Origin of the sequence: Mycobacterium sp. E136, assembly GCF_001666865.1 — a bacterium.
GTDB lineage: Bacteria > Actinomycetota > Actinomycetes > Mycobacteriales > Mycobacteriaceae > Mycobacterium.
In genome coordinates, this window is the sequence record NZ_LZJE01000349.1 from 14,909 (window position 1) to 31,979 (window position 17,071).

Sequence of the window (17,071 nt, forward strand, 5' to 3'; positions counted from 1 at the left end):
CAGCAATGTCATCGCCGTTTACTATTGCCGAATGGAGGGGATTATTGCGGGTCGTACCGCGGGGGACATGCCAGGGCTGGACATAGCCGAACAGCGATCCTGGCAAAATTTTCTGGACGCCGCTCTGCGGCTATACGCGACCTTGAACCGGTCGCTGGTGGATAAGCATCACCTGACGCTCAACGACGTCAGGCTGCTGGACATTCTGGACAAGTCGCCGAGGGGATCGGCCCGGATGGGCGACCTCGCCGAGGCGTTGATGTCGCTGCCCAGCCGGGTCACCCGGCAGATCCGTCGATTGGAGATGCAGGGCCTGGTGAAACGCGGGGCCAGCCCCGACGACGGCCGCGGCGTCCTCGCCAGCATCACCGACGACGGACGGACCGCGGTGCGCGACGCGATGACCACCTACGCCGAGAACGTGCGGGCGCACTTCCTCGACCGGTTGTCGCGGCCCCAGGTCGCGGCGATGGGCGAGAACTGCAGGCGCATCAGCGTCGCGCTCAAGAACGGGTCGACGAACGCCAAGCTCGGCCGGGTCTGAGGGATTCCCCGTCGCGGCGGGAATCGCCGCCCCGTACTCTTGTCGGCGGTGGCGTGGCAGAGCGGCCTAATGCACTCGCCTTGAAAGCGAGAGACGGCTAACACCGTCCGGGGGTTCAAATCCCTCCGCCACCGCTCATGCGACGCGGTGGGCGATGCGCGCGAGCAGCCGCACACCCGAATCGATCTGTGACTCAGTGAGGTTGGCGTAGCCGAGCAGCAGTCCCGGCGGCGCCGAGGCGGGGTCGGCGTAGCACGGCGCGAGTGGTTCGACCCGCACCCGTCGCTCGGCCGCGCCTCGCACCAGCTCGCCGACCGGGAAGCCGTCGGGGAAGCGCACGGTGAGGTGGACACCGGCGGCCGCTCCGAGCACCCTCGCTTGCGGCAGGTGCCGGGCCAGCGCTCCGAGCAGCGCGTTGCGTCGGGTCAGGTAGCGGCGGCGCATCTGGCGCAGGTGCCTGTCGTAGCCGCCAGACCTCAGCAGCTGCGCGAACGCCAGCTGGTCCATCACCGAACTTCCCGTGTCCGCAAGGCCTTTCGCCGTTTTGACCGCCCCGACGAGGTGCGCGGGCAGCACCATCCAGCCGATGCGAAGACCGGGTGCCAGCGTCTTGCTCGTCGAGCCGATGTAGACGACGCGGTCGGGCGCGATTCCCTGCAGAGCACCGACGGGTGCACGGTCATAACGGTATTCGGCGTCGTAGTCGTCCTCGATGACCAGGTTGCCGGCCCGCGCCCAGTCCATCACCTCGGTGCGCCGCGCCGCCGACAGCACGACCCCGGTCGGGGACTGGTGCGCCGGCGTGGTGAGCACGGCGTCGGCGCCGGTGGCGGCCAGGACGCCGACGTCGAGCCCGTTCTCATCGACCCGAACCGGGCGGGGCTCGATCCCGTTGTCGCGCAGGACCATCCGATGCAGCCAGAATCCGGGGTTCTCCATGGCCAGCGTCGACGCCGGCAGTGTCCGGGCGAGCAACGCCACGGCCTGGGTCGCACCCGAGCAGAGCACGATGTGCTGTGGGTCGGCCAGCACACCACGGACGCGTCGCAGATAGTCGGCCACCGCGGCGCGGGCCGTGAGCAGCCCCTGGGGCGCGACGTACCCGAACGCGTCCGCCTCGATCTCGGCCAGTCCCTGGCGCAGCGCCCGCAGCCAGGCGTCGCGCGGAAAGCTCCGCAGATCCGGTGAGCCCGGCAGGAAGTCGATGTCGTAGCGGGCGGTAGGCAGGTCGTCGCCGCGCGCGGGTGCCTCGACGGCATCGACGGTCGCCACCACCGTCCCCGATCCGTGCCTGCTCAGCAGGAAGCCCTCGGCGACGAGCTGGCTGTAGGCGTCGACGACGAGTCGCCGGGACACCTCCAGGTCGGCGGCGAGCACGCGGCTGGAGGGCAGCCGCGTCCCCGGTGCGAGACGCCCCGTCCTGATGGCGGTCCGCAGACCATCGGCCAACTGGCGGTGCAGCGGGTCGATGGCGCCGCGGTCCAGCTCCACCAGAAGCTCCGGCCCGGAAGTGGTACCCGATTCCGCTATCAAAGTGGTGCCTATCTTGAGGCCAGTAACGAACTAGCGTGACGGTATGACAACGACGCCGACGCGCACAAGGGCCGGGTTGGTCGAGGTGACGCTGATCGTCTTCGGGCTCTACGCCCTTGCCGTGGGGTTGTTCATGATGTTCGCCCCCGGTGCGTTCTTCGACACCCTGGGCTACTTCGGTGTGCGCAACGACCACTACATCTTCGACAACGCCACGTTCGAGGTGCCGCAGGGGCTCATGCTGCTCGCGGCGGTGCGGTGGCGCAGCTGGCGCACTCCGGCGCTGGCGTTCGCGACGCTGCACTGGGCGCTGCACGCGATCAGCCACCTCATCGACCCGCACCACGGCGCGGGTGACTGGATCGGCTGGCTGGAAGCGGGCGGTCTGGTGGTCACCACCGCGATCCTGGCGATTGCCCTGCGCGCCAGCGTCATTACCGATAGGAGGCCATGATGCGAGTTCTGGTAGCCGGTGCGACGAGCGTGCCGGGTCTTCCCCTGCTGCGCGAGCTGAACAACCGCGGCCACGAGGTCGTGGGGCTGACCCGGTCGTCGTCCAAAACCGCGGCGATCACGGCTGCGGGTGCCAAAGCCGTCGTCGCCGACGTGTTCGACCCCGACGACATCGACAAGGTGGTCGCCGATGTCGGCCCCGAGGCCGTGGTGTCGCTGTTGACCACGCTGCCGAAGCGGGGACCCATGCGGGTCAAGGACTTCGAACCCGCGAGGAAGCTGTGGGGCACGGGTGCGCCGAACCTGCTGGCGGCCGCGCAACGTGCCGGGGTGCGGCGCGTCGTCGCCGAATCGGTGATCTTCGCGTACGGCTATCCGACGACCGGCCCGGCGATCATCGACGAGTCGGACCCCTATCCCGGTCCGCCCCCGAAGGGCGGTGACGCCATGCTCGGCGCGATGCGAGCGATGGAACAGGCCGTGCTGACCTCGAGTGAGCACAGCGACACCGAGGGAATCGTGTTGCGCTACGGCGCCTTCTACGGCCCCGGGGTGCCGCACGACGAGATGTTTGAGCGGATGGCCAAGTGGCGGGTCAGGCTCGACATGGGTGGACACGGAATCACGTCGTGGATCCACATCGACGACGTCGCCAAGGCCACGGCGAATGCGCTCGACCGCGGGCGGGACGGCCAGATCTACAACATCGTCGACGATCGGCCGCAGTCGTTCAACGGCTATCTCCAGGAGATGGCCGAGAAGTTGGGACGCCCTCGGCAGCTACGCATTCCGCGTTCGGTGCTCAAGGTCGCTGCGCCCTACGGCGTCACCGCTTTCGGCGATACCTGGCTGCCGCTGTCCAACGCCAAGGCCAAGGCCGAACTCGGATGGACGCCCGTCGCGAGGGTCTGACTCCCCGGTCCGATTACTACGCGTAACCCAGCGCCGCGTTCTCGGCCCGGATGCGGACGTTGAGCACCAGTGCGTTGGCCACGGTGAAGACGATCGCGGTCAGCCACGCCGAATGGACGAGGGGCAGCGCCGCCACCTCGACCACCACCGCGGTGTAGTTCGGATGGTGCAGCCAGCGGTACGGACCGCGGTCTACGAGCGGTGCGCCCGGAATGACGATGAGCCGCGGGTTCCACCGCTTGCCCAAAGTCGCTACGCACCACCACCGCAACGCCGTGCTCGCGCACACGACGGCCACCATCGTCCAGCCGAGCGCGGGGATGAACGGCCTGTGCAGCGTGGCCACCTCGACGATGCAGGACACCAGGAGCAGCGTGTGCATCGACACCATCGCCGGATAGTGGCCCTGCCCGAACTCCCTGCCGCCGTTGGCAAGGGACCACCGCTTGTTACGTCGTGACACCGCCAGTTCGACGAGCCGTTCGAGCCCGATCGCGACGATGAACAAGTAGTACGCCATGTCCGGTCCTCACCACTTCAGCAGGAGCATCTCGAAGCTGAAGCCCGGCCCCATGGCGAGCAGCACGCCGAACGATCCCGGCGCGGGTGGTGAGGCCAGCGTGCGGTGCAGCACGTCGAGCACCGACGCGGACGAGAAGTTTCCGTTCTCCCGCATCGAGTTCCGGCTTTGGGTGTTCGCCTCCGGGGGCAGGCCGAGCGCGGTGTCGATCGCGTCGAGCACCTTGGGCCCGCCGGGGTGACAGATCCACGTGGAGATGTCCGCCACGGTCAACCCGTGGTCGCCGAGGAACGCGGTGACCTCTTCCGAGAGATGGTTCGCGGCCATGTGGGGGACCTCGCGCGACATCACCAGCCCGAAGCCGTCCGACGAGATGTTCCACCCCATCACGTCGACCGTGTCCGGGAACAGTCGGCTCCTGGTCGCCAGGACTGCGGGCGCGTGCGCGATCGTCGGGGGGACGCGGTCCGCACCCGAGACCACCACCGCCGCCGCGCCGTCACCGAACAGGCAGGCACCGATCAGCGCTGGAATCGATGTGTCGTTGCGCTGCAACGTAAGTGAGCACAGTTCCACCGAGAGAAGAACCGCGACGTCGGAAGGAAAACCTCTCAGGTAGTCGTGCACACGGGCCATGCCGGCAGCGCCTGCGACACAACCCAACCCGAACAGCGGGATGCGTTTGACGTCGGGTCGCAGGCCAATCCGTGACGCCACTCTTGCGTCGATGGTGGGCACGGCCACGCCGGTGCTCGACACGAACACGATGGCGTCGACCTCCTCGGCATTGACGTGAGCGGCTTCGAGCGCCGAGCGCACGGCCCGCTCACCGAGATCGGCGGCGACCTCGATGTAGGCGTCGTTGGCCTCGGTGAACCCCGACAGTTCCGGGTAACGGGACAGTGGCAGCGAGAGACTGCGGCTCTGCACGCCGCTGGTCTCCGCGAAGCGGATGAACTCCGGGCCGCCGACGCTGGTGAGCATCGCCGCGACCTCGGCCTGCTCGTAGCGATTCGAGGTGAAGGCCACCGCTGTGCCCCCGATACGGGGCGCACCGATTCGTTGAACCGCATTGCTGTCAAGCGACGCGAAGTGAGTTGTATCAGTCATGTAGTGCTGAACGCCGCTGCGGGCAGGATCGTTGCCCGAGGTGACGCATCGCACAGGATTTTTACTGAAATCCGTTGCGGCCGAACGGATTCTGTACGCCTAGTTCCTGATGAGAAGCGGGGAAAGCGATGGGAATGTGCTGCGAGTCAACGCTATTCGCCGGCGAACTTCGGAGGACGCTTCTCGAACATCGCCTTGACCGCCTCGCCCAGATCCTTCGACGGCAGGAACGCCGAATTCCACGCTGCCACATAGCGCAAACTCTCCGACACCCTGGCGATGCGCTGCTGGTCGAGCACGTCCTTGATGCCGTGCACCGTCAGGGGTGGGTTGGCGGCGATCTCGGCCGCGGTCGCGTGCGCCGCGGCGAGTGAGGCGTCGGCGTCGTCGTACACGTCGTTGACCAGACCGATCTTCTCGGCCCGCGCGGCGTCGATGTCCTTGCCGGTGAGGGTCAGCTCGCGCAGGTGCCCGTCGGACAGGATCAGCGGCAGCCGGGCCAGCGAGCCCACGTCGGCGACGATCGCCAGCTTGACCTCGCGCACGGAGAACTTCGCGTCGGCGCTGGCGTAGCGGATGTCGACGGCGCTGATCAAGTCGACGCCGCCGCCGATGCACCAGCCGTGCACCGAGGCGATGGTGGGGGTGCGGCAGTCTGCGACCGCGTTGATGGCGCCCTGCATCTTCTGCAGCGTGGTGTGGAACTCCAGGCGGCCCTTGGCGCCGGAGTCCAGGCCGGGCAGGCTGCCGCCCATCGCGACCAGGTCGAGCCCGTAGCTGAAGTTCTTGCCCGAGCCGGTCAGCACGATGGCGCGGACCTCCGGGTCGGCGTCGAGCGAGCCGAACACGTCGGGCAGCTCTGCCCAGAACGCCGGGCCCATGGCGTTGCCCTTGCCCGGCCCGATCAGCGTCACGCGTGCGACGTGATCGGAGATGTCAACGGTGACGGATTCGTAGGTCTCGCCCATGGGCCAACACGCTAGTTGGTCGGCCCCGCGGTCACCCCGGCGGCTTGCCCAGCAGAACCTCGTTCACCGTGGCGCTGGGCAGGAACTGGCACGCGGCGTCGACCAGCATCTGGCCGATGCCCTCACCGTCGGGGCCCAGCGGGTTGCCCTCCTGGTTGAGGATCTCGCGGATGACGGCGACCTGGGTCGCCTCGTCGAGCCCGTTGTACTCGTCGCATTTCATCGACAGCGCGTTCGGCGGCGCCGGGACCACCGGGACGTCGGTGTTGCGCGTCGGCAGCGGAATGTCGGGCAGCCCGATGTCGGGCAGCCCCGGGATCGACGGTGATGTCGGCCGCGTCGGCGAGGTGGTCAACGGTGGCCCGGGTTCGGTCGTCATCGCGACGGATCCCTCGGTGGTGCGCGAGCATCCCGCCGCGACACCGGCGAAGACCAGCACCGCCGCCGCCACTCGCACGTGCGTCCTCATCCCGGCAACGATAACGCCCCACCGCGACGTAGCGTGGCGTCATGCCCGATGACTTGCGTGCAGGACCCGAATCACCGCCGACCGATGAACTGCGAGCGGCGGAGAAATCGTTCTCCGTGCTGCAGCACGTGCTGCACGGCATCGCCGCCGACGATCTGCACCAGCAGACACCATGCCGAGAGTTCGACGTGGCGGCGCTGACCGACCACCTGCTCAACTCCATCGCGATTCTCGGCGCGATGGCGGGCGCGGAGTCACCCGAGCGCGACCGCGACGCGCCGATCGAGCAGCAGGTGGTGTTCGCGGCCCGCTCGGCGCTGGACGCCTGGCAGCGCCGGGGGCTGGACGGCACCGTGGAGTTCGGCGGCAACGAGGTGCCGGCCCGGGTGATGGTCGGCATCCTGTCGCTGGAGTTCCTGGTGCACGCGTGGGACTACTCCGAGGCGGTGGGACGCAAGGTCACCGCCCCCGAGTCGTTGTCCGACTACGTGCTGGGCCTGGCGCGCAAGATCATCACGCCGGAGGGGCGCGCCAACGCCGGCTTCGACGACCCGATCGACGTCGGCGCCGACGCCGATGCGCTGACGCGGCTGCTCGCCTACACCGGCCGGCAGGCCTAGCGCTACACCCGCTCGAGGTAGAAGTACAGGTGTCGGCCCCCGTCGAGCGCACCCTTGCCGTTCATGATGCCGACGACGGCGTTCTCGTCGACGACCTTGAAGTGGTCGTGCACCGGCGCGCCGTCGTACACCATCGAGGCCGTCACCTCGCCGCGGAACTCCTCCATCCACAGGCTGGCCTCGCCCTTCATCGCCTCGGTGTTGGAGAACTTGTTGCCGTCGGCGTCCAGGCACACCAGGGGCTTGGCGTCGGTTGCCGAGTGGAAGGTCTTGCCGAACCAGTTGAGTCGCTCCATGAACCCGTTCGCCTTGTGACCGGTGTGGAACTCGCCGCCCTTCCACTCGCCGATCATGAAGTCGATGGTGGCGGGCTGCAGAGTCGTCCAGAAGTCGTCGAGTTCAGCGTCGGAGAGGGCGCCGGTGCGAGCGATCAGCTCGTCCAAGGTCTCGCGGGCATCGCTCATTGCTGTCCTATCCATCGGCTGGCGAACTCGAGGAACGCGTCGTTCTCGTGCGTGGCGGCGACGGTGACGCGCACTCCGTCCTCACCGTAGGGGCGCACGATGATGCGGTTGTCCGCCGACGCCTCGGCGAACTCCTGCGCGCGCCCGGGCAGGGGCAGCCAGACGAAGTTGGCCTGCGAGTCGGGCACGGTGTAGCCGGCGGCGCGCAGTGCGTCGGTGACCCTGTGGCGTTCGGCGACCACCGCGGCGGTGCGCTCGAGAAGCTCGTCTGCGGCATCCAACGACGCGATGGCGGCGGCCTGCGACACGCTGGTCGCGGTGAACGGCACGTACACCTTACCGAGCGCCGTGATGAGATCCGGGTCGCCCACCGCGTAGCCCACCCGCAGGCCGGCCAGGCCGTAGGCCTTCGAAAACGTCCGCAGCACAACGAGGTTGGGGTGCGAGCGGACCAGGCCGAAGCTGTCGGGAACCATCGGATCGCGGATGTACTCGACATAGGCCTCGTCGAGTGCGATCACGATGTGCGGCGGCACCGCGGCGACGAAGCGGGCGAGCGCCTCGGGTGCGACGACCGTGCCCGTCGGGTTGTTGGGATTGCACACGAAGATCAGCCGGGTGCGGTCGGTGATCGCGGCCAGCATGGCGTCGAGGTCGTGGGTGTGGTCGGTGAGCGGCACCGGTACGGGCGTGGCTCCCGCGGTGCGTACCTGTAGCGGATAGATCTCGAAGCTGCGCCACCCGAAGAGGACTTCGTCGCCGACGGTCGAGGTGATCTGGACCAGCTGCTGGCACAGGCTGACCGATCCGCAACCCACCGAGATGTGCTCGGGGGCGAAGTTGACGTGCTTGGCGAGCCGCTCGCGAAGCTCGACGTAGCCGTTGTCGGGATAGCGGTTGATGTTGCCGATGGCATCCTCGATCGCGGCCCGCACGCTCGGCAGCGGGGGATGGACCGTTTCGTTGCTGGCGATCTTGATTGCGCCCGGAACCGTCCTGCCGGGGGTGTAGGCGGGCAAATCAGCCAGTTCGGGACGCAGCCGGACGGTCACCGCACCAGTTTATGGGTCGGCCGAATGCGCTTTGCCTCGCGCGGTAGGCCATGTGTACGCTGTCGGATCGGCGGTAATCGTCAGGAGGCGTGCCAGAGCGGCCGAATGGGGCTCACTGCTAATGAGTTGTCGCCCTCAAAGGCGACCGGAGGTTCAAATCCTCTCGCCTCCGCCACGGCTGACACCGTCAGCCGAACAATTGAACATTGCAGATCGACCATGCGCCCGTAGCTCAACGGATAGAGCATCTGACTACGGATCAGAAGGTTAGGGGTTCGAATCCCTTCGGGCGCGCTTTTTCTTCCCTCGAGCCCGTGCTTGTTCGCGCTGCTACCCGCGATATGTGCACACAACCGTGCGTTCGGCGCGGCCTCCGGGCACGCCGATTGCGCCGCCCACTAGATTGGGAACAGTGCGGCTGTTGTTGATCGCCGATACTCATGTCCCCAAGCGCGCCAAGGACCTGCCCTCGCGGGTGTGGGATGAAGTGACGAAAGCCGACGTCGTCGTGCACGCAGGCGACTGGGTGGACCCGGCGCTGTTGGACGCGCTGGAGGCCCGCGCCAGGCGTCTGGTCGGCTGCTGGGGTAACAACGACGGTGCCGAGTTGCGGCGCCGGCTGCCCGAACGGGCCGACGTGACGCTCGACGGGCTGCGGTTCACCGTCGTGCACGAAACCGGCGCGGCGACCGGCCGTGAGGCCCGCATGGCCAAGGCCTATCCCGAGACCGATGTGCTGGTCTTCGGCCACAGCCACATCCCCTGGGACACCACCGCGAAAACCGGGCTGCGACTGCTGAATCCGGGCTCTCCGACCGACCGGCGGCGTCAACCGCACTGCACGTACATGACCGCCACGGTGCGCAAGGGCACGTTGTTCAACGTCATCCTGCACCCCGTGGACCGCCATGCGTGACCGTCCGGCGCGGGTGGCCGACGTGCACGAGATCGCCGCGGCCATGCCGCACGTCACGCGCATCGAGGGTCCCAAGGGCAACGCGATCTACCAGGTCGGAGGCAAGTCGTTCGTGTTCTTCCGCACGCCTCAGCCCGACGCCGAGGATCCGGAGACCGGCGAACGCTACGCCGATGTGATCATGATCTGGGTGGAATCGGAGATGGACAAGCTGGCGCTGATCCAAGATCCCGGTTCACCGTTCTTCACCACCGACCGTTTCGAAGGTCATCCTTCGGTCCTGTTGCGCGCCAGCCGATTACGTGAGATCGGCAAGGTCGAGCTGACCGAGCTCATCCAGGACGCGTGGCTCTCCCGCGCTTCCAAACGCCGGGCCGACCGGTGGCTGGCCGAACACCCTGGCTAGCCGAGATCACGCGTATCACTTCGCCAGTGTGCCCGCGGCGATAGTCTGCGCCTCACGATGGGAGGCGCGGACATGGCGCGAGGGACCGTGGTCAAGGACAAAGTCATCGCCATCACCGGCGGTGCACGCGGAATCGGTTACGCGACGGCAAGAGTGCTGCACCGAAGCGGTGCGAAGGTAGCCATCGGTGACGTCGACGAGGTAGCGGTCAAGCAGGCGGGCGTCGACCTCGATGTCGGCTTCTACGCCCGCCTGGACGTCACCGACCGGCAGTCGTTCACGGCATTCCTCGACGATGTCGAACGAGAAATAGGGCCGGTGGATGTCCTGATCAACAATGCGGGCGTGTGTCCGACGGGGCCGTTCGCCGACGAGCCCGACGAGGTCACCCACCGCACGCTGGGCATCAACGTCTTCGGGGTCATCCTCGGTACGAAGCTGGCGGCTGAACGAATGGTCAAGCGAGGCAGTGGCCACATCATCAACATCGCTTCGCTCGCCGGGATCAACGCCGTGCCCGGAATCGCCACCTACTGCGCGACGAAGCACGCGGTGATCGGTTATACCGACACGGTGCGCCTGGAACTGCTGGGCACCGGCGTCACCGCATCCGCGGTCCTGCCAACCTTGACGAACACGGCGATGATCGACGGGGTGGCCAGCATGCCGGGGATGCGCAACGCCGAACCGGAAGACATCGCCGCCGGAATCATCCGGCTCATCGCAAAACCGAGGCCACGCCTCACGGTTACCCGGCAAGCCGGTGCGATGATGGCCGTCACAAAACGACTGCCATTGCGAGTGAACGAGGCGGTCACCCGTGCGCTCAAGGCGGACCGGATATTCGCCGACGCCGCCGGGACCGAGGCGCGCCGCGAGTACGAGGGTCGCGCGCGAAGCTCCTGACTATCTGGCCGGCATGTTGGCGTGCTCTGCCCCGCAGATGAACACCGCCATCCGGGCCGGCGTATCGCCCGGGTTCTTCCACCGGTGCCGGGTCCCGTTCTGCACGACGGTGTCGCCCGGATGCAGGGTCACTTCGGCGCCGTCGTCGAGCTCGAGGACGACCGTGCCCTCGAGCACCACCTCGAAGTCGACCGTGTCCGTCGTGTGCATGCCCGGGTCGGTGTAGTCCATGTAGCCGAGCATTCCCGGCAGCTTCTCCTCCATCTCCAGCATCGCCTCGTCGATGTCGAGGGCCTCCGAGGCCTGGGCGCCGTGCGACGGCGGCAATGTCAGCATCGCGAACCGAAACCCGCCGACCGGCGGAAAATAGTTGTGCCACTGCGGCATCGAACCGTCGCCGGGAAAACGGCAGGGCTCGTCGCCGCCCCACAGAAGATGGTTCTCGAAGCCGGGCATCAGCATCGTCTCGATCGGCGCGACCTCGTCGTCGCTGACGAACACGGACTTGCCTGACGGGTCGTGGCCGGTCACCACTCGGCGTACTTGCATGGGCTCAGTGAACCAGCCCCGCGCCGACCCGGGGATGAATATCGTGACGCCATGCGACAGAAACCTCCCACGGCCGTCATCGAGTCCGCACACCGGGAGCACCTCACGGCGTTACCGTTCGACGACACCGCGGACTTCACCGATGCCGACCGCGGTTTCATCGCCGCGCTCGAGCCGTGTGTGATCAAGGCCGCCGACGGCCGAGTGGTCTGGGACAACGACACATACGCGTTCCTCGACGGTGATGCCCCGCCGTCGGTGCATCCCAGCCTCTGGCGTCAGAGCGGCCTGTGCGCGAAACAGGGTCTCTACGAAGTGGTCGAGGGCATCTACCAGGTGCGCGGATTCGACCTGTCCAACATCACCTTCGTCGAGGGTGACACCGGCGTGATCGTGATCGACCCGCTGATCTCCACGGAAACCGCGGCGGCGGCGCTGGCGCTGTACCGCGAACACCGGGGTGATCGGTCCGTGAGCGCTGTCATCTATACCCACAGCCACGTCGACCACTTCGGCGGCGTCCTGGGCGTCACCTCACAGGCCGACGTCGACGCGGGACGCGTTGCGATCATCGCGCCCGAGCACTTCACCGAACATGCCGTGCAGGAGAACGTCTATGCGGGCACCGCCATGGGCCGCCGCGCGAGCTACATGTATGGCGCGCTGCTGGCCCGGGGGCCGCAGGGGCAGGTGGGGTGCGGGCTCGGGCAGGTGACGTCGACGGGCGAAGTCGCGCTGATCGTTCCGACCGTCGACATCCGCGAGACCGGCGAGACCCACACCGTGGACGGTGTCGAGATCGAGTTTCAGATGGCACCCGGCACCGAGGCGCCCGCTGAGATGCACTTCTACTTCCCGAGGTACCGCGCGCTGTGCATGGCCGAGAACGCCACCCACAACCTGCACAACCTGCTGACCCTGCGTGGGGCGCTGGTGCGCGACCCGCACGGATGGGCCGGCTACCTGACCGAGGCGATCGAAGCGTTCGCCGACCGCGCCGATGTGGTGTTCGCATCCCATCACTGGCCGACGTGGGGCCGCGAGCGCATCGTGGAATACCTGTCGCTGCAACGGGATCTGTACGCCTATCTGCACGACCAGACGTTGCGTCAACTGAACCAGGGCTTCACCGGCATCGAGATCGCCGAGGACTTCACGCTTCCTCCCGCGCTGCAAAAAGCGTGGCACGCACACGGCTACTACGGTTCGGTGAGCCACAACGTGAAGGCCGTCTACCAGCGCTACATGGGTTGGTTTGACGGCAATCCGGGGCGGCTGTGGGCGCACCCTCCGGAGGCCGCAGGGCCCCGCTACGTCGCGGCGATGGGTGGACTGGACCGCGTGGTCGAGATCGCCCGCCAAGCCTTCGGCGAGGGTGACTACCGCTGGGCAGCGACGCTTCTCGACCACGCGATCTTCACCGATGAGCAGCACGCCGAGGCGCGTGAACTGTACGCCGACACCCTCGAGCAACTCGCTTACGGCGCCGAGAACGCGGTGTGGCGCAACTTCTTTCTCTCCGGTGCGACCGAACTGCGCGAGGGCAACTTCGGCACACCCACACAGACCACGTCGGCGTCGATGGTCGCGCAGCTGACTCCCGAGCAGATCTTCGACGCGCTGGCCATCACCGTGAACGGTCCGCGGGCATGGGATCTGGACCTCGCGATCGACGTCACTTTCGGTGACACCGCGACCAATTACCGGCTGACGCTGCGCAACGGGGTGCTGGTGCACCGCAGGGTGGCCGCCGACCAAGCGTCGGCTCACGCGACCGTGAACGTCGCCAGCAAGCTGCGGTTGCTCGCGCTCGCCGCGGGCGACGACAGTTCACCCGGCCTGGACATCTCGGGCGACACCGGTGCGCTGCAGTCGCTGATCGCCGCGCTGGACCGCCCGGATCCAGCGTTCAACATCGTCACGCCCTAGTGATTTCGGTGCACTAGCAGTCGCTCACCGACTTGTAGCGCACCGAAATCGCTACGGGATGCCGCCGTCGACGCGCAGAATCGAGCCCGATGTGTAGCTCGACGCGTCCGACATCAAATACAGTGCGGCGCCGACGATCTCGGGTGGTTCGCCGAGCCGCTGCAGCGCGAAGTGCTGCGTGCCCTTCTGCGTCGCGGGGATGTCCCAGGCCTTGCTGATGTCGGTGAGAAACGGGCCGGGCATCAGCGTGTTCACCCGTACGGTCGGGCCGTAGGCCAGCGCGAGCCCCTCGGTCAGCGCGTTGAGCCCCGCCTTGGCCGCCGAATACGGCAGCTGCTCCGGGCGAGGGCGGCGCGAACCGCTCGAGCTCACGTTGATGATCGAGCCGCCACCGTCGGCGATCATGCGCTCGCCCACCAGCGCAGACAACCGGAACGGGCCCTTGAGGTTCAGATTGATCACCGAGTCGAACAACTTCTCGGTGACCGAGGGAAGCGACTCGTACAGCGGCGACATTCCCGCGTTGTTGACGAGCACGTCGACCTTGCCGAAACGCGCATACGCCGCGTCGACCAAACCGTCGAGCTCATCCCATCGCCCGACGTGCACCTGGTACGGCAGCGCGGCACGGCCGGTCGCCGCGGCGATCTCCTCGGCCGTCGCCACGCACGAGTCGTACTTGCGGCTGGCGATCACGACGTCCGCACCGCACCGCGCGGAGGCCATGGCCATCTCCTTGCCCAACCCGCGGCTACCGCCGGTGACCAGCACGACCCGGTCGCTCAGGTCGAAGAGCTCGGCTGCGAAATCCTTCTCGGAACCCATGGCCATATGGTGGCACGGTGCAGTTGCTCATCATTCGACATGCGTTGCCGCTCCGCAGCGAGCCGGGGCAGGGCTCCGATCCCGACCTCTCCGAAGAGGGCATCGAACAGGCCAAACGCCTGCCCGAGGCGCTGGCGCGCTTCCCCGTCTCACGACTGGTCAGCAGCCCCCAGAAGCGCGCGATCCAGACCGCGGAGCCGGTCGCCGAGGCGCTCGGCCTGCCGATCGACATCGACGACCGGCTGGCCGAGTACGACCGCGACCTCTCGCACTACACGCCAGTCGAGGAGATCTCCGAAGAGGACATGCGCCGGCTGGCCAACGGCGAGTTGCCCAGCGGCGTCGACCAGTCGGCGTTCCTCTCCCGGGTCAAGGCCGGGGTGGACGACATCGTCGAGGCCGCCAAGCGGGAGGACACCGTCGCGCTGTTCAGCCACGGCGGCGTCATCAACGCCCTGGTCCACGACGTCATGGGCACCGAACGGCTGTTGTGCGCGCAGGTCGACTACGCCGGCATCACGCGGCTGCTGTGGTCGTCGACGCGCAAGGCGTTCTTCGTAGCCGGCGTCAACTCCACCGAGCACGTATGGGACCTGCTGCCCAGGAATCAGCAGTGGTAGACATTTGCAAATGACCGCTGAGCCGCGCCCGCCCCAGCGCTTCACCTGCCGTTCGAGGTATCCGGTGGGCTTGCCGAAGTCGCCGAGCCCGACCTCCTCCGGGTCGAGCGCGTGCAGATCGGCGAGCACCTTGATCAACGCGTCGACGCAGGCCTCGATGGCGGCTTTGTCGCCGAGGGCCTCGAGTTCGGCCGCGTGACGGATCACCCGGCCGGGGACGTACTCGACCATCTGGAACGGCGCGCCCAGCACAGTGTCGTCGTTACGCATGGTCACCGCGCGCGGCACGGGCACGGCCGTGTTCTGCAGCGCGGAGATCACCTTGTACTCGCGGGCCATATCGTGCGCCGACGGCGTCAGGCCGTGTAGCGGAGGCCTGCGCAGCACCCACTTCGACTGGTCGTCGCACACCAGGAAGGTCAGGTTGGAGCGGCCGCCGGAGATCAGCTCGGCGCGCAGGTCACCGGAACGGGCGATGCCCTCCGAACGCAGATGACGGTCCAGGGCGTCGAGATCGAGCCCTTCCAGTCGGGCGGGCAGTGGGAGCTGGTACGCCGCGAAGGGGACGAACGCGACGACGACGTCAAGCGGCTGCACACCGCGCTGGGGGAGGCGCTCCCGGCCCAGAGCCGCAGCGCGATCGTGCACGGCGACTACCGCATCGACAACACGATGCTCGACGCCGAGTACGGAACCAAGGTGCTCGCGGTTCTGGATTGGGAGATGTCCACCCTGGGCGACCCCATCAGCGATGCGGCGCTGATGTGTGTATACCGACACCCGATGTTCAACCTCGTGCACGCCGACGCGGCGTGGGCGTCACCGCTGATCCCTCCGGCAGACGAACTCGCACAACGGTATTCGGTGGCCTCCGGTCAACCGCTGGACCACTGGGAGTTCTACATGGGCCTGGCGTACTTCAAGCTGGCGATCATCGCGGCGGGCATCGCCTACCGCGGTCGGGTTGGCGGCGCGCCGTCGGACTTCGTCACCATGGTCGACGACGCGGTCGCGCCGCTGATCGACGCCGGGCTCGAGTCGATCCGCTAGCTGTTCTGACCACGGACGTTAGGTACGGCGTGGCGTGGTGACATGACGAAGACCTCCGAGTGAAGTGCGAGCTGTCAAGGAACGCACCAACTCATCTCGGAGGTCTTCGTGTCCCACCGTGATGCCCCACTGTCTGAGACCGGTCGTCTGCGTCTGGCCCGTTGCATCGTTGAGGACGGTTGGTCGTTGCGCCGTGCCGCTGAGCGGTTCCAGGTCGCCGTCACCACGGCGCAGCGGTGGGCCCGGCGTTACCGCGAGCAGGGGCCGGCTGGAATGGCCGATCGCAGCTCACGGCCCCGTCGTAGCCCGAATCGAACTCCCACCCGCACCGAGCGACGCATCATCAAAGTCCGGGTGATCCGCAGGTGGGGGCCGGCGCGGATCGCCTATCTGCTTGGCCTGAATGTCTCCACGGTGCATAACGTGCTCACTCGCTATGGCCTGGCCAGACTTCGATGGGTGGACCGTCCGACCGGACGCGTGATCCGCCGGATGGAGTCAGCTCATCCCGGCGAGCTGGTGCACGTCGATATCAAGAAGCTGGGCAAGATCCCCGCTGGCGGCGGCTGGCGCATGCTTGGCCGCACCACCGGCAACCGCAACGCAAACGCCGATAAGCAACCCGGACAGCGCCGCGATCGTCGCCTGGTGCGTGGGTATCACTTTCTCCATACCGCCGTCGATGCCCACTCGCGGCTGGCCTATTCCGAACTGTTGGCTGATGAACGCCAAGAGACCGCGGCAGCGTTCTGGCTGCGCGCCAACGCCTGGTTCAACGAATGCGGCTTCACAGTGCGAACCGTGTTGACCGACAACGGGTCTTGCTATCGATCGCACAAATTCGGTGATGCCTTGGGCCAGATCAAGCACCGCCGCACCCGTCCCTATCGATCCCAGACCAACGGCAAGGTGGAGAGATTTCACCGCACCCTGCTCGACGAATGGGCCTACGCCCGGCTCTACCGCAACGACGCCGAACGCTGCGCCGAATTCCCACGATGGCTACACACCTACAATCACCACCGCGGCCACACCGCACTCAAAGGTCAACCACCGGCCAGCCGTGTACCTAACCTGTCAGGTCAGAACAGCTGATATGTAGGCACCGTTTGTCAATAGGCAGGGGAAAGCCGCCCCAGGTGTGATGCCGGGGCGGCTTTCGTTTGATCGGGGTTAGTCGGTGTCGCGGCGGTCGTTGGTCAACGACGGTGGTGTCAGACTGATA

General features: G+C 67.1%; 19 protein-coding genes, 3 tRNA genes and 2 pseudogenes. 14 read left to right on the top strand and 10 right to left on the bottom strand.

What is annotated here, in order from left to right; translation table 11 throughout:
- The first annotated feature begins 31 nt into the window (after positions 1-31).
- Positions 32-544, top strand: coding sequence for a MarR family winged helix-turn-helix transcriptional regulator (locus A5698_RS23220; protein ID WP_068301676.1), 513 nt, complete (start codon positions 32-34; stop codon positions 542-544).
- Positions 545-591: 47 nt separating this feature from the next.
- Positions 592-678: transfer RNA gene (locus tag A5698_RS23225), tRNA-Ser, on the top strand.
- A gap of 1 nt (position 679) precedes the next feature.
- Here the strand turns inward: A5698_RS23225 and pdxR are convergent.
- Positions 680-2,035 (bottom strand): MocR-like pyridoxine biosynthesis transcription factor PdxR, encoded by a 1,356-nt coding sequence (gene pdxR, locus A5698_RS23230; RefSeq protein ID WP_231967502.1) that lies wholly within the window; start codon positions 2,033-2,035, stop codon positions 680-682.
- Positions 2,036-2,120: 85 nt separating this feature from the next.
- Here pdxR and A5698_RS23235 point away from each other — a divergent pair, with 85 nt between their 5' ends.
- Together A5698_RS23235 and A5698_RS23240 are read left to right on the top strand one after the other, a co-directional pair.
- Positions 2,121-2,531 (top strand): hypothetical protein, encoded by a 411-nt coding sequence (locus A5698_RS23235; RefSeq protein ID WP_068301678.1) that lies wholly within the window; start codon positions 2,121-2,123, stop codon positions 2,529-2,531.
- A complete protein-coding gene (locus A5698_RS23240; RefSeq protein ID WP_068301681.1) occupies positions 2,531-3,442 on the top strand; it encodes an NAD-dependent epimerase/dehydratase family protein in 912 nt (303 codons plus the stop codon). Before A5698_RS23235 ends, A5698_RS23240 begins: the two co-directional genes overlap by 1 nt.
- A 16-nt stretch (positions 3,443-3,458) precedes the next feature.
- On the opposite strand, the gene A5698_RS23245 is transcribed toward A5698_RS23240, so the two are convergent.
- The 4 genes from A5698_RS23245 to A5698_RS23260 form a co-directional block, all read right to left on the bottom strand.
- The gene (locus tag A5698_RS23245) at positions 3,459-3,962 is read right to left on the bottom strand and encodes an isoprenylcysteine carboxyl methyltransferase family protein (RefSeq protein WP_068301683.1); all 504 of its coding nucleotides are present in this window, start codon (positions 3,960-3,962) and stop codon (positions 3,459-3,461) included.
- A gap of 9 nt (positions 3,963-3,971) precedes the next feature.
- Entirely contained in the window at positions 3,972-5,072 is a 1,101-nt protein-coding gene (locus tag A5698_RS23250) for a type III polyketide synthase (protein ID WP_502688981.1), read from the bottom strand.
- Between the two features lie 152 nt (positions 5,073-5,224).
- On the bottom strand, positions 5,225-6,040 hold the full coding sequence (locus A5698_RS23255; protein ID WP_068301686.1) for a crotonase/enoyl-CoA hydratase family protein: 816 nt from the start codon (positions 6,038-6,040) through the stop codon (positions 5,225-5,227).
- A gap of 31 nt (positions 6,041-6,071) precedes the next feature.
- Positions 6,072-6,509: a hypothetical protein gene (locus A5698_RS23260; RefSeq protein WP_068301689.1), complete on the bottom strand. Its 438-nt coding sequence runs from the start codon at positions 6,507-6,509 to the stop codon at positions 6,072-6,074.
- A gap of 41 nt (positions 6,510-6,550) precedes the next feature.
- On the opposite strand from A5698_RS23260, the gene A5698_RS23265 reads away from it, so the two are divergent.
- Positions 6,551-7,129 carry a TIGR03086 family metal-binding protein gene (locus A5698_RS23265; protein ID WP_068301692.1) on the top strand — a complete coding sequence of 193 codons (579 nt, stop codon included), beginning with the start codon at positions 6,551-6,553 and terminating at the stop codon, positions 7,127-7,129.
- 2 nt (positions 7,130-7,131) lie between these two features.
- On the opposite strand, the gene A5698_RS23270 is transcribed toward A5698_RS23265, so the two are convergent.
- Together A5698_RS23270 and hisC are read right to left on the bottom strand one after the other, a co-directional pair.
- Entirely contained in the window at positions 7,132-7,593 is a 462-nt protein-coding gene (locus A5698_RS23270; protein ID WP_068301694.1) for a DUF4334 domain-containing protein, read from the bottom strand.
- Positions 7,590-8,645: a histidinol-phosphate transaminase gene (hisC, locus tag A5698_RS23275; protein WP_068301700.1), complete on the bottom strand. Its 1,056-nt coding sequence runs from the start codon at positions 8,643-8,645 to the stop codon at positions 7,590-7,592. Before hisC ends, A5698_RS23270 begins: the two co-directional genes overlap by 4 nt.
- Before the next feature lie 83 nt (positions 8,646-8,728).
- Between hisC and A5698_RS23280 the strand changes: the two genes are divergently transcribed.
- The 5 genes from A5698_RS23280 (at position 8,729) to A5698_RS23300 (ending at position 10,873) form a co-directional block, all read left to right on the top strand.
- A tRNA-Ser gene (locus tag A5698_RS23280) sits at positions 8,729-8,820 on the top strand.
- Between the two features lie 46 nt (positions 8,821-8,866).
- A tRNA-Arg gene (locus A5698_RS23285) sits at positions 8,867-8,939 on the top strand.
- A 118-nt stretch (positions 8,940-9,057) separates the two neighbouring features.
- Positions 9,058-9,561: a metallophosphoesterase family protein gene (locus A5698_RS23290; RefSeq protein ID WP_068301702.1), complete on the top strand. Its 504-nt coding sequence runs from the start codon at positions 9,058-9,060 to the stop codon at positions 9,559-9,561.
- Positions 9,554-9,967, top strand: a complete 414-nt coding sequence (locus A5698_RS23295; protein WP_068301707.1) for an MmcQ/YjbR family DNA-binding protein — start codon at positions 9,554-9,556, stop codon at positions 9,965-9,967. Before A5698_RS23290 ends, A5698_RS23295 begins: the two co-directional genes overlap by 8 nt.
- A gap of 72 nt (positions 9,968-10,039) precedes the next feature.
- A complete protein-coding gene (locus A5698_RS23300; RefSeq protein WP_084792584.1) occupies positions 10,040-10,873 on the top strand; it encodes an SDR family oxidoreductase in 834 nt (277 codons plus the stop codon).
- On the opposite strand, the gene A5698_RS23305 is transcribed toward A5698_RS23300, so the two are convergent.
- Entirely contained in the window at positions 10,874-11,422 is a 549-nt protein-coding gene (locus A5698_RS23305; RefSeq protein ID WP_068301715.1) for a cupin domain-containing protein, read from the bottom strand.
- 51 nt (positions 11,423-11,473) lie between these two features.
- Here A5698_RS23305 and A5698_RS23310 point away from each other — a divergent pair, with 51 nt between their 5' ends.
- Positions 11,474-13,351: an alkyl/aryl-sulfatase gene (locus A5698_RS23310; protein WP_068301718.1), complete on the top strand. Its 1,878-nt coding sequence runs from the start codon at positions 11,474-11,476 to the stop codon at positions 13,349-13,351.
- A gap of 51 nt (positions 13,352-13,402) precedes the next feature.
- On the opposite strand, the gene A5698_RS23315 is transcribed toward A5698_RS23310, so the two are convergent.
- Positions 13,403-14,176 (bottom strand): SDR family NAD(P)-dependent oxidoreductase, encoded by a 774-nt coding sequence (locus tag A5698_RS23315; protein ID WP_068301746.1) that lies wholly within the window; start codon positions 14,174-14,176, stop codon positions 13,403-13,405.
- 17 nt (positions 14,177-14,193) lie between these two features.
- Between A5698_RS23315 and A5698_RS23320 the strand changes: the two genes are divergently transcribed.
- Positions 14,194-14,796, top strand: a complete 603-nt coding sequence (locus tag A5698_RS23320) for a histidine phosphatase family protein (RefSeq protein WP_068301721.1) — start codon at positions 14,194-14,196, stop codon at positions 14,794-14,796.
- A gap of 12 nt (positions 14,797-14,808) precedes the next feature.
- Here the strand turns inward: A5698_RS23320 and A5698_RS28220 are convergent.
- Positions 14,809-15,336: pseudogene (locus A5698_RS28220) on the bottom strand (phosphotransferase family protein); the annotation flags it as partial.
- Here A5698_RS28220 and A5698_RS23330 point away from each other — a divergent pair.
- Together A5698_RS23330 and A5698_RS23335 are read left to right on the top strand one after the other, a co-directional pair.
- A pseudogene (locus A5698_RS23330) lies at positions 15,328-15,846 on the top strand (phosphotransferase); the annotation flags it as partial. The pseudogenes A5698_RS28220 and A5698_RS23330 sit on opposite strands and share 9 nt — an antisense overlap.
- 108 nt (positions 15,847-15,954) lie before the next feature.
- A complete protein-coding gene (locus A5698_RS23335; protein ID WP_068301726.1) occupies positions 15,955-16,941 on the top strand; it encodes an IS481 family transposase in 987 nt (328 codons plus the stop codon).
- Positions 16,942-17,071: the final 130 nt, after the last annotated feature.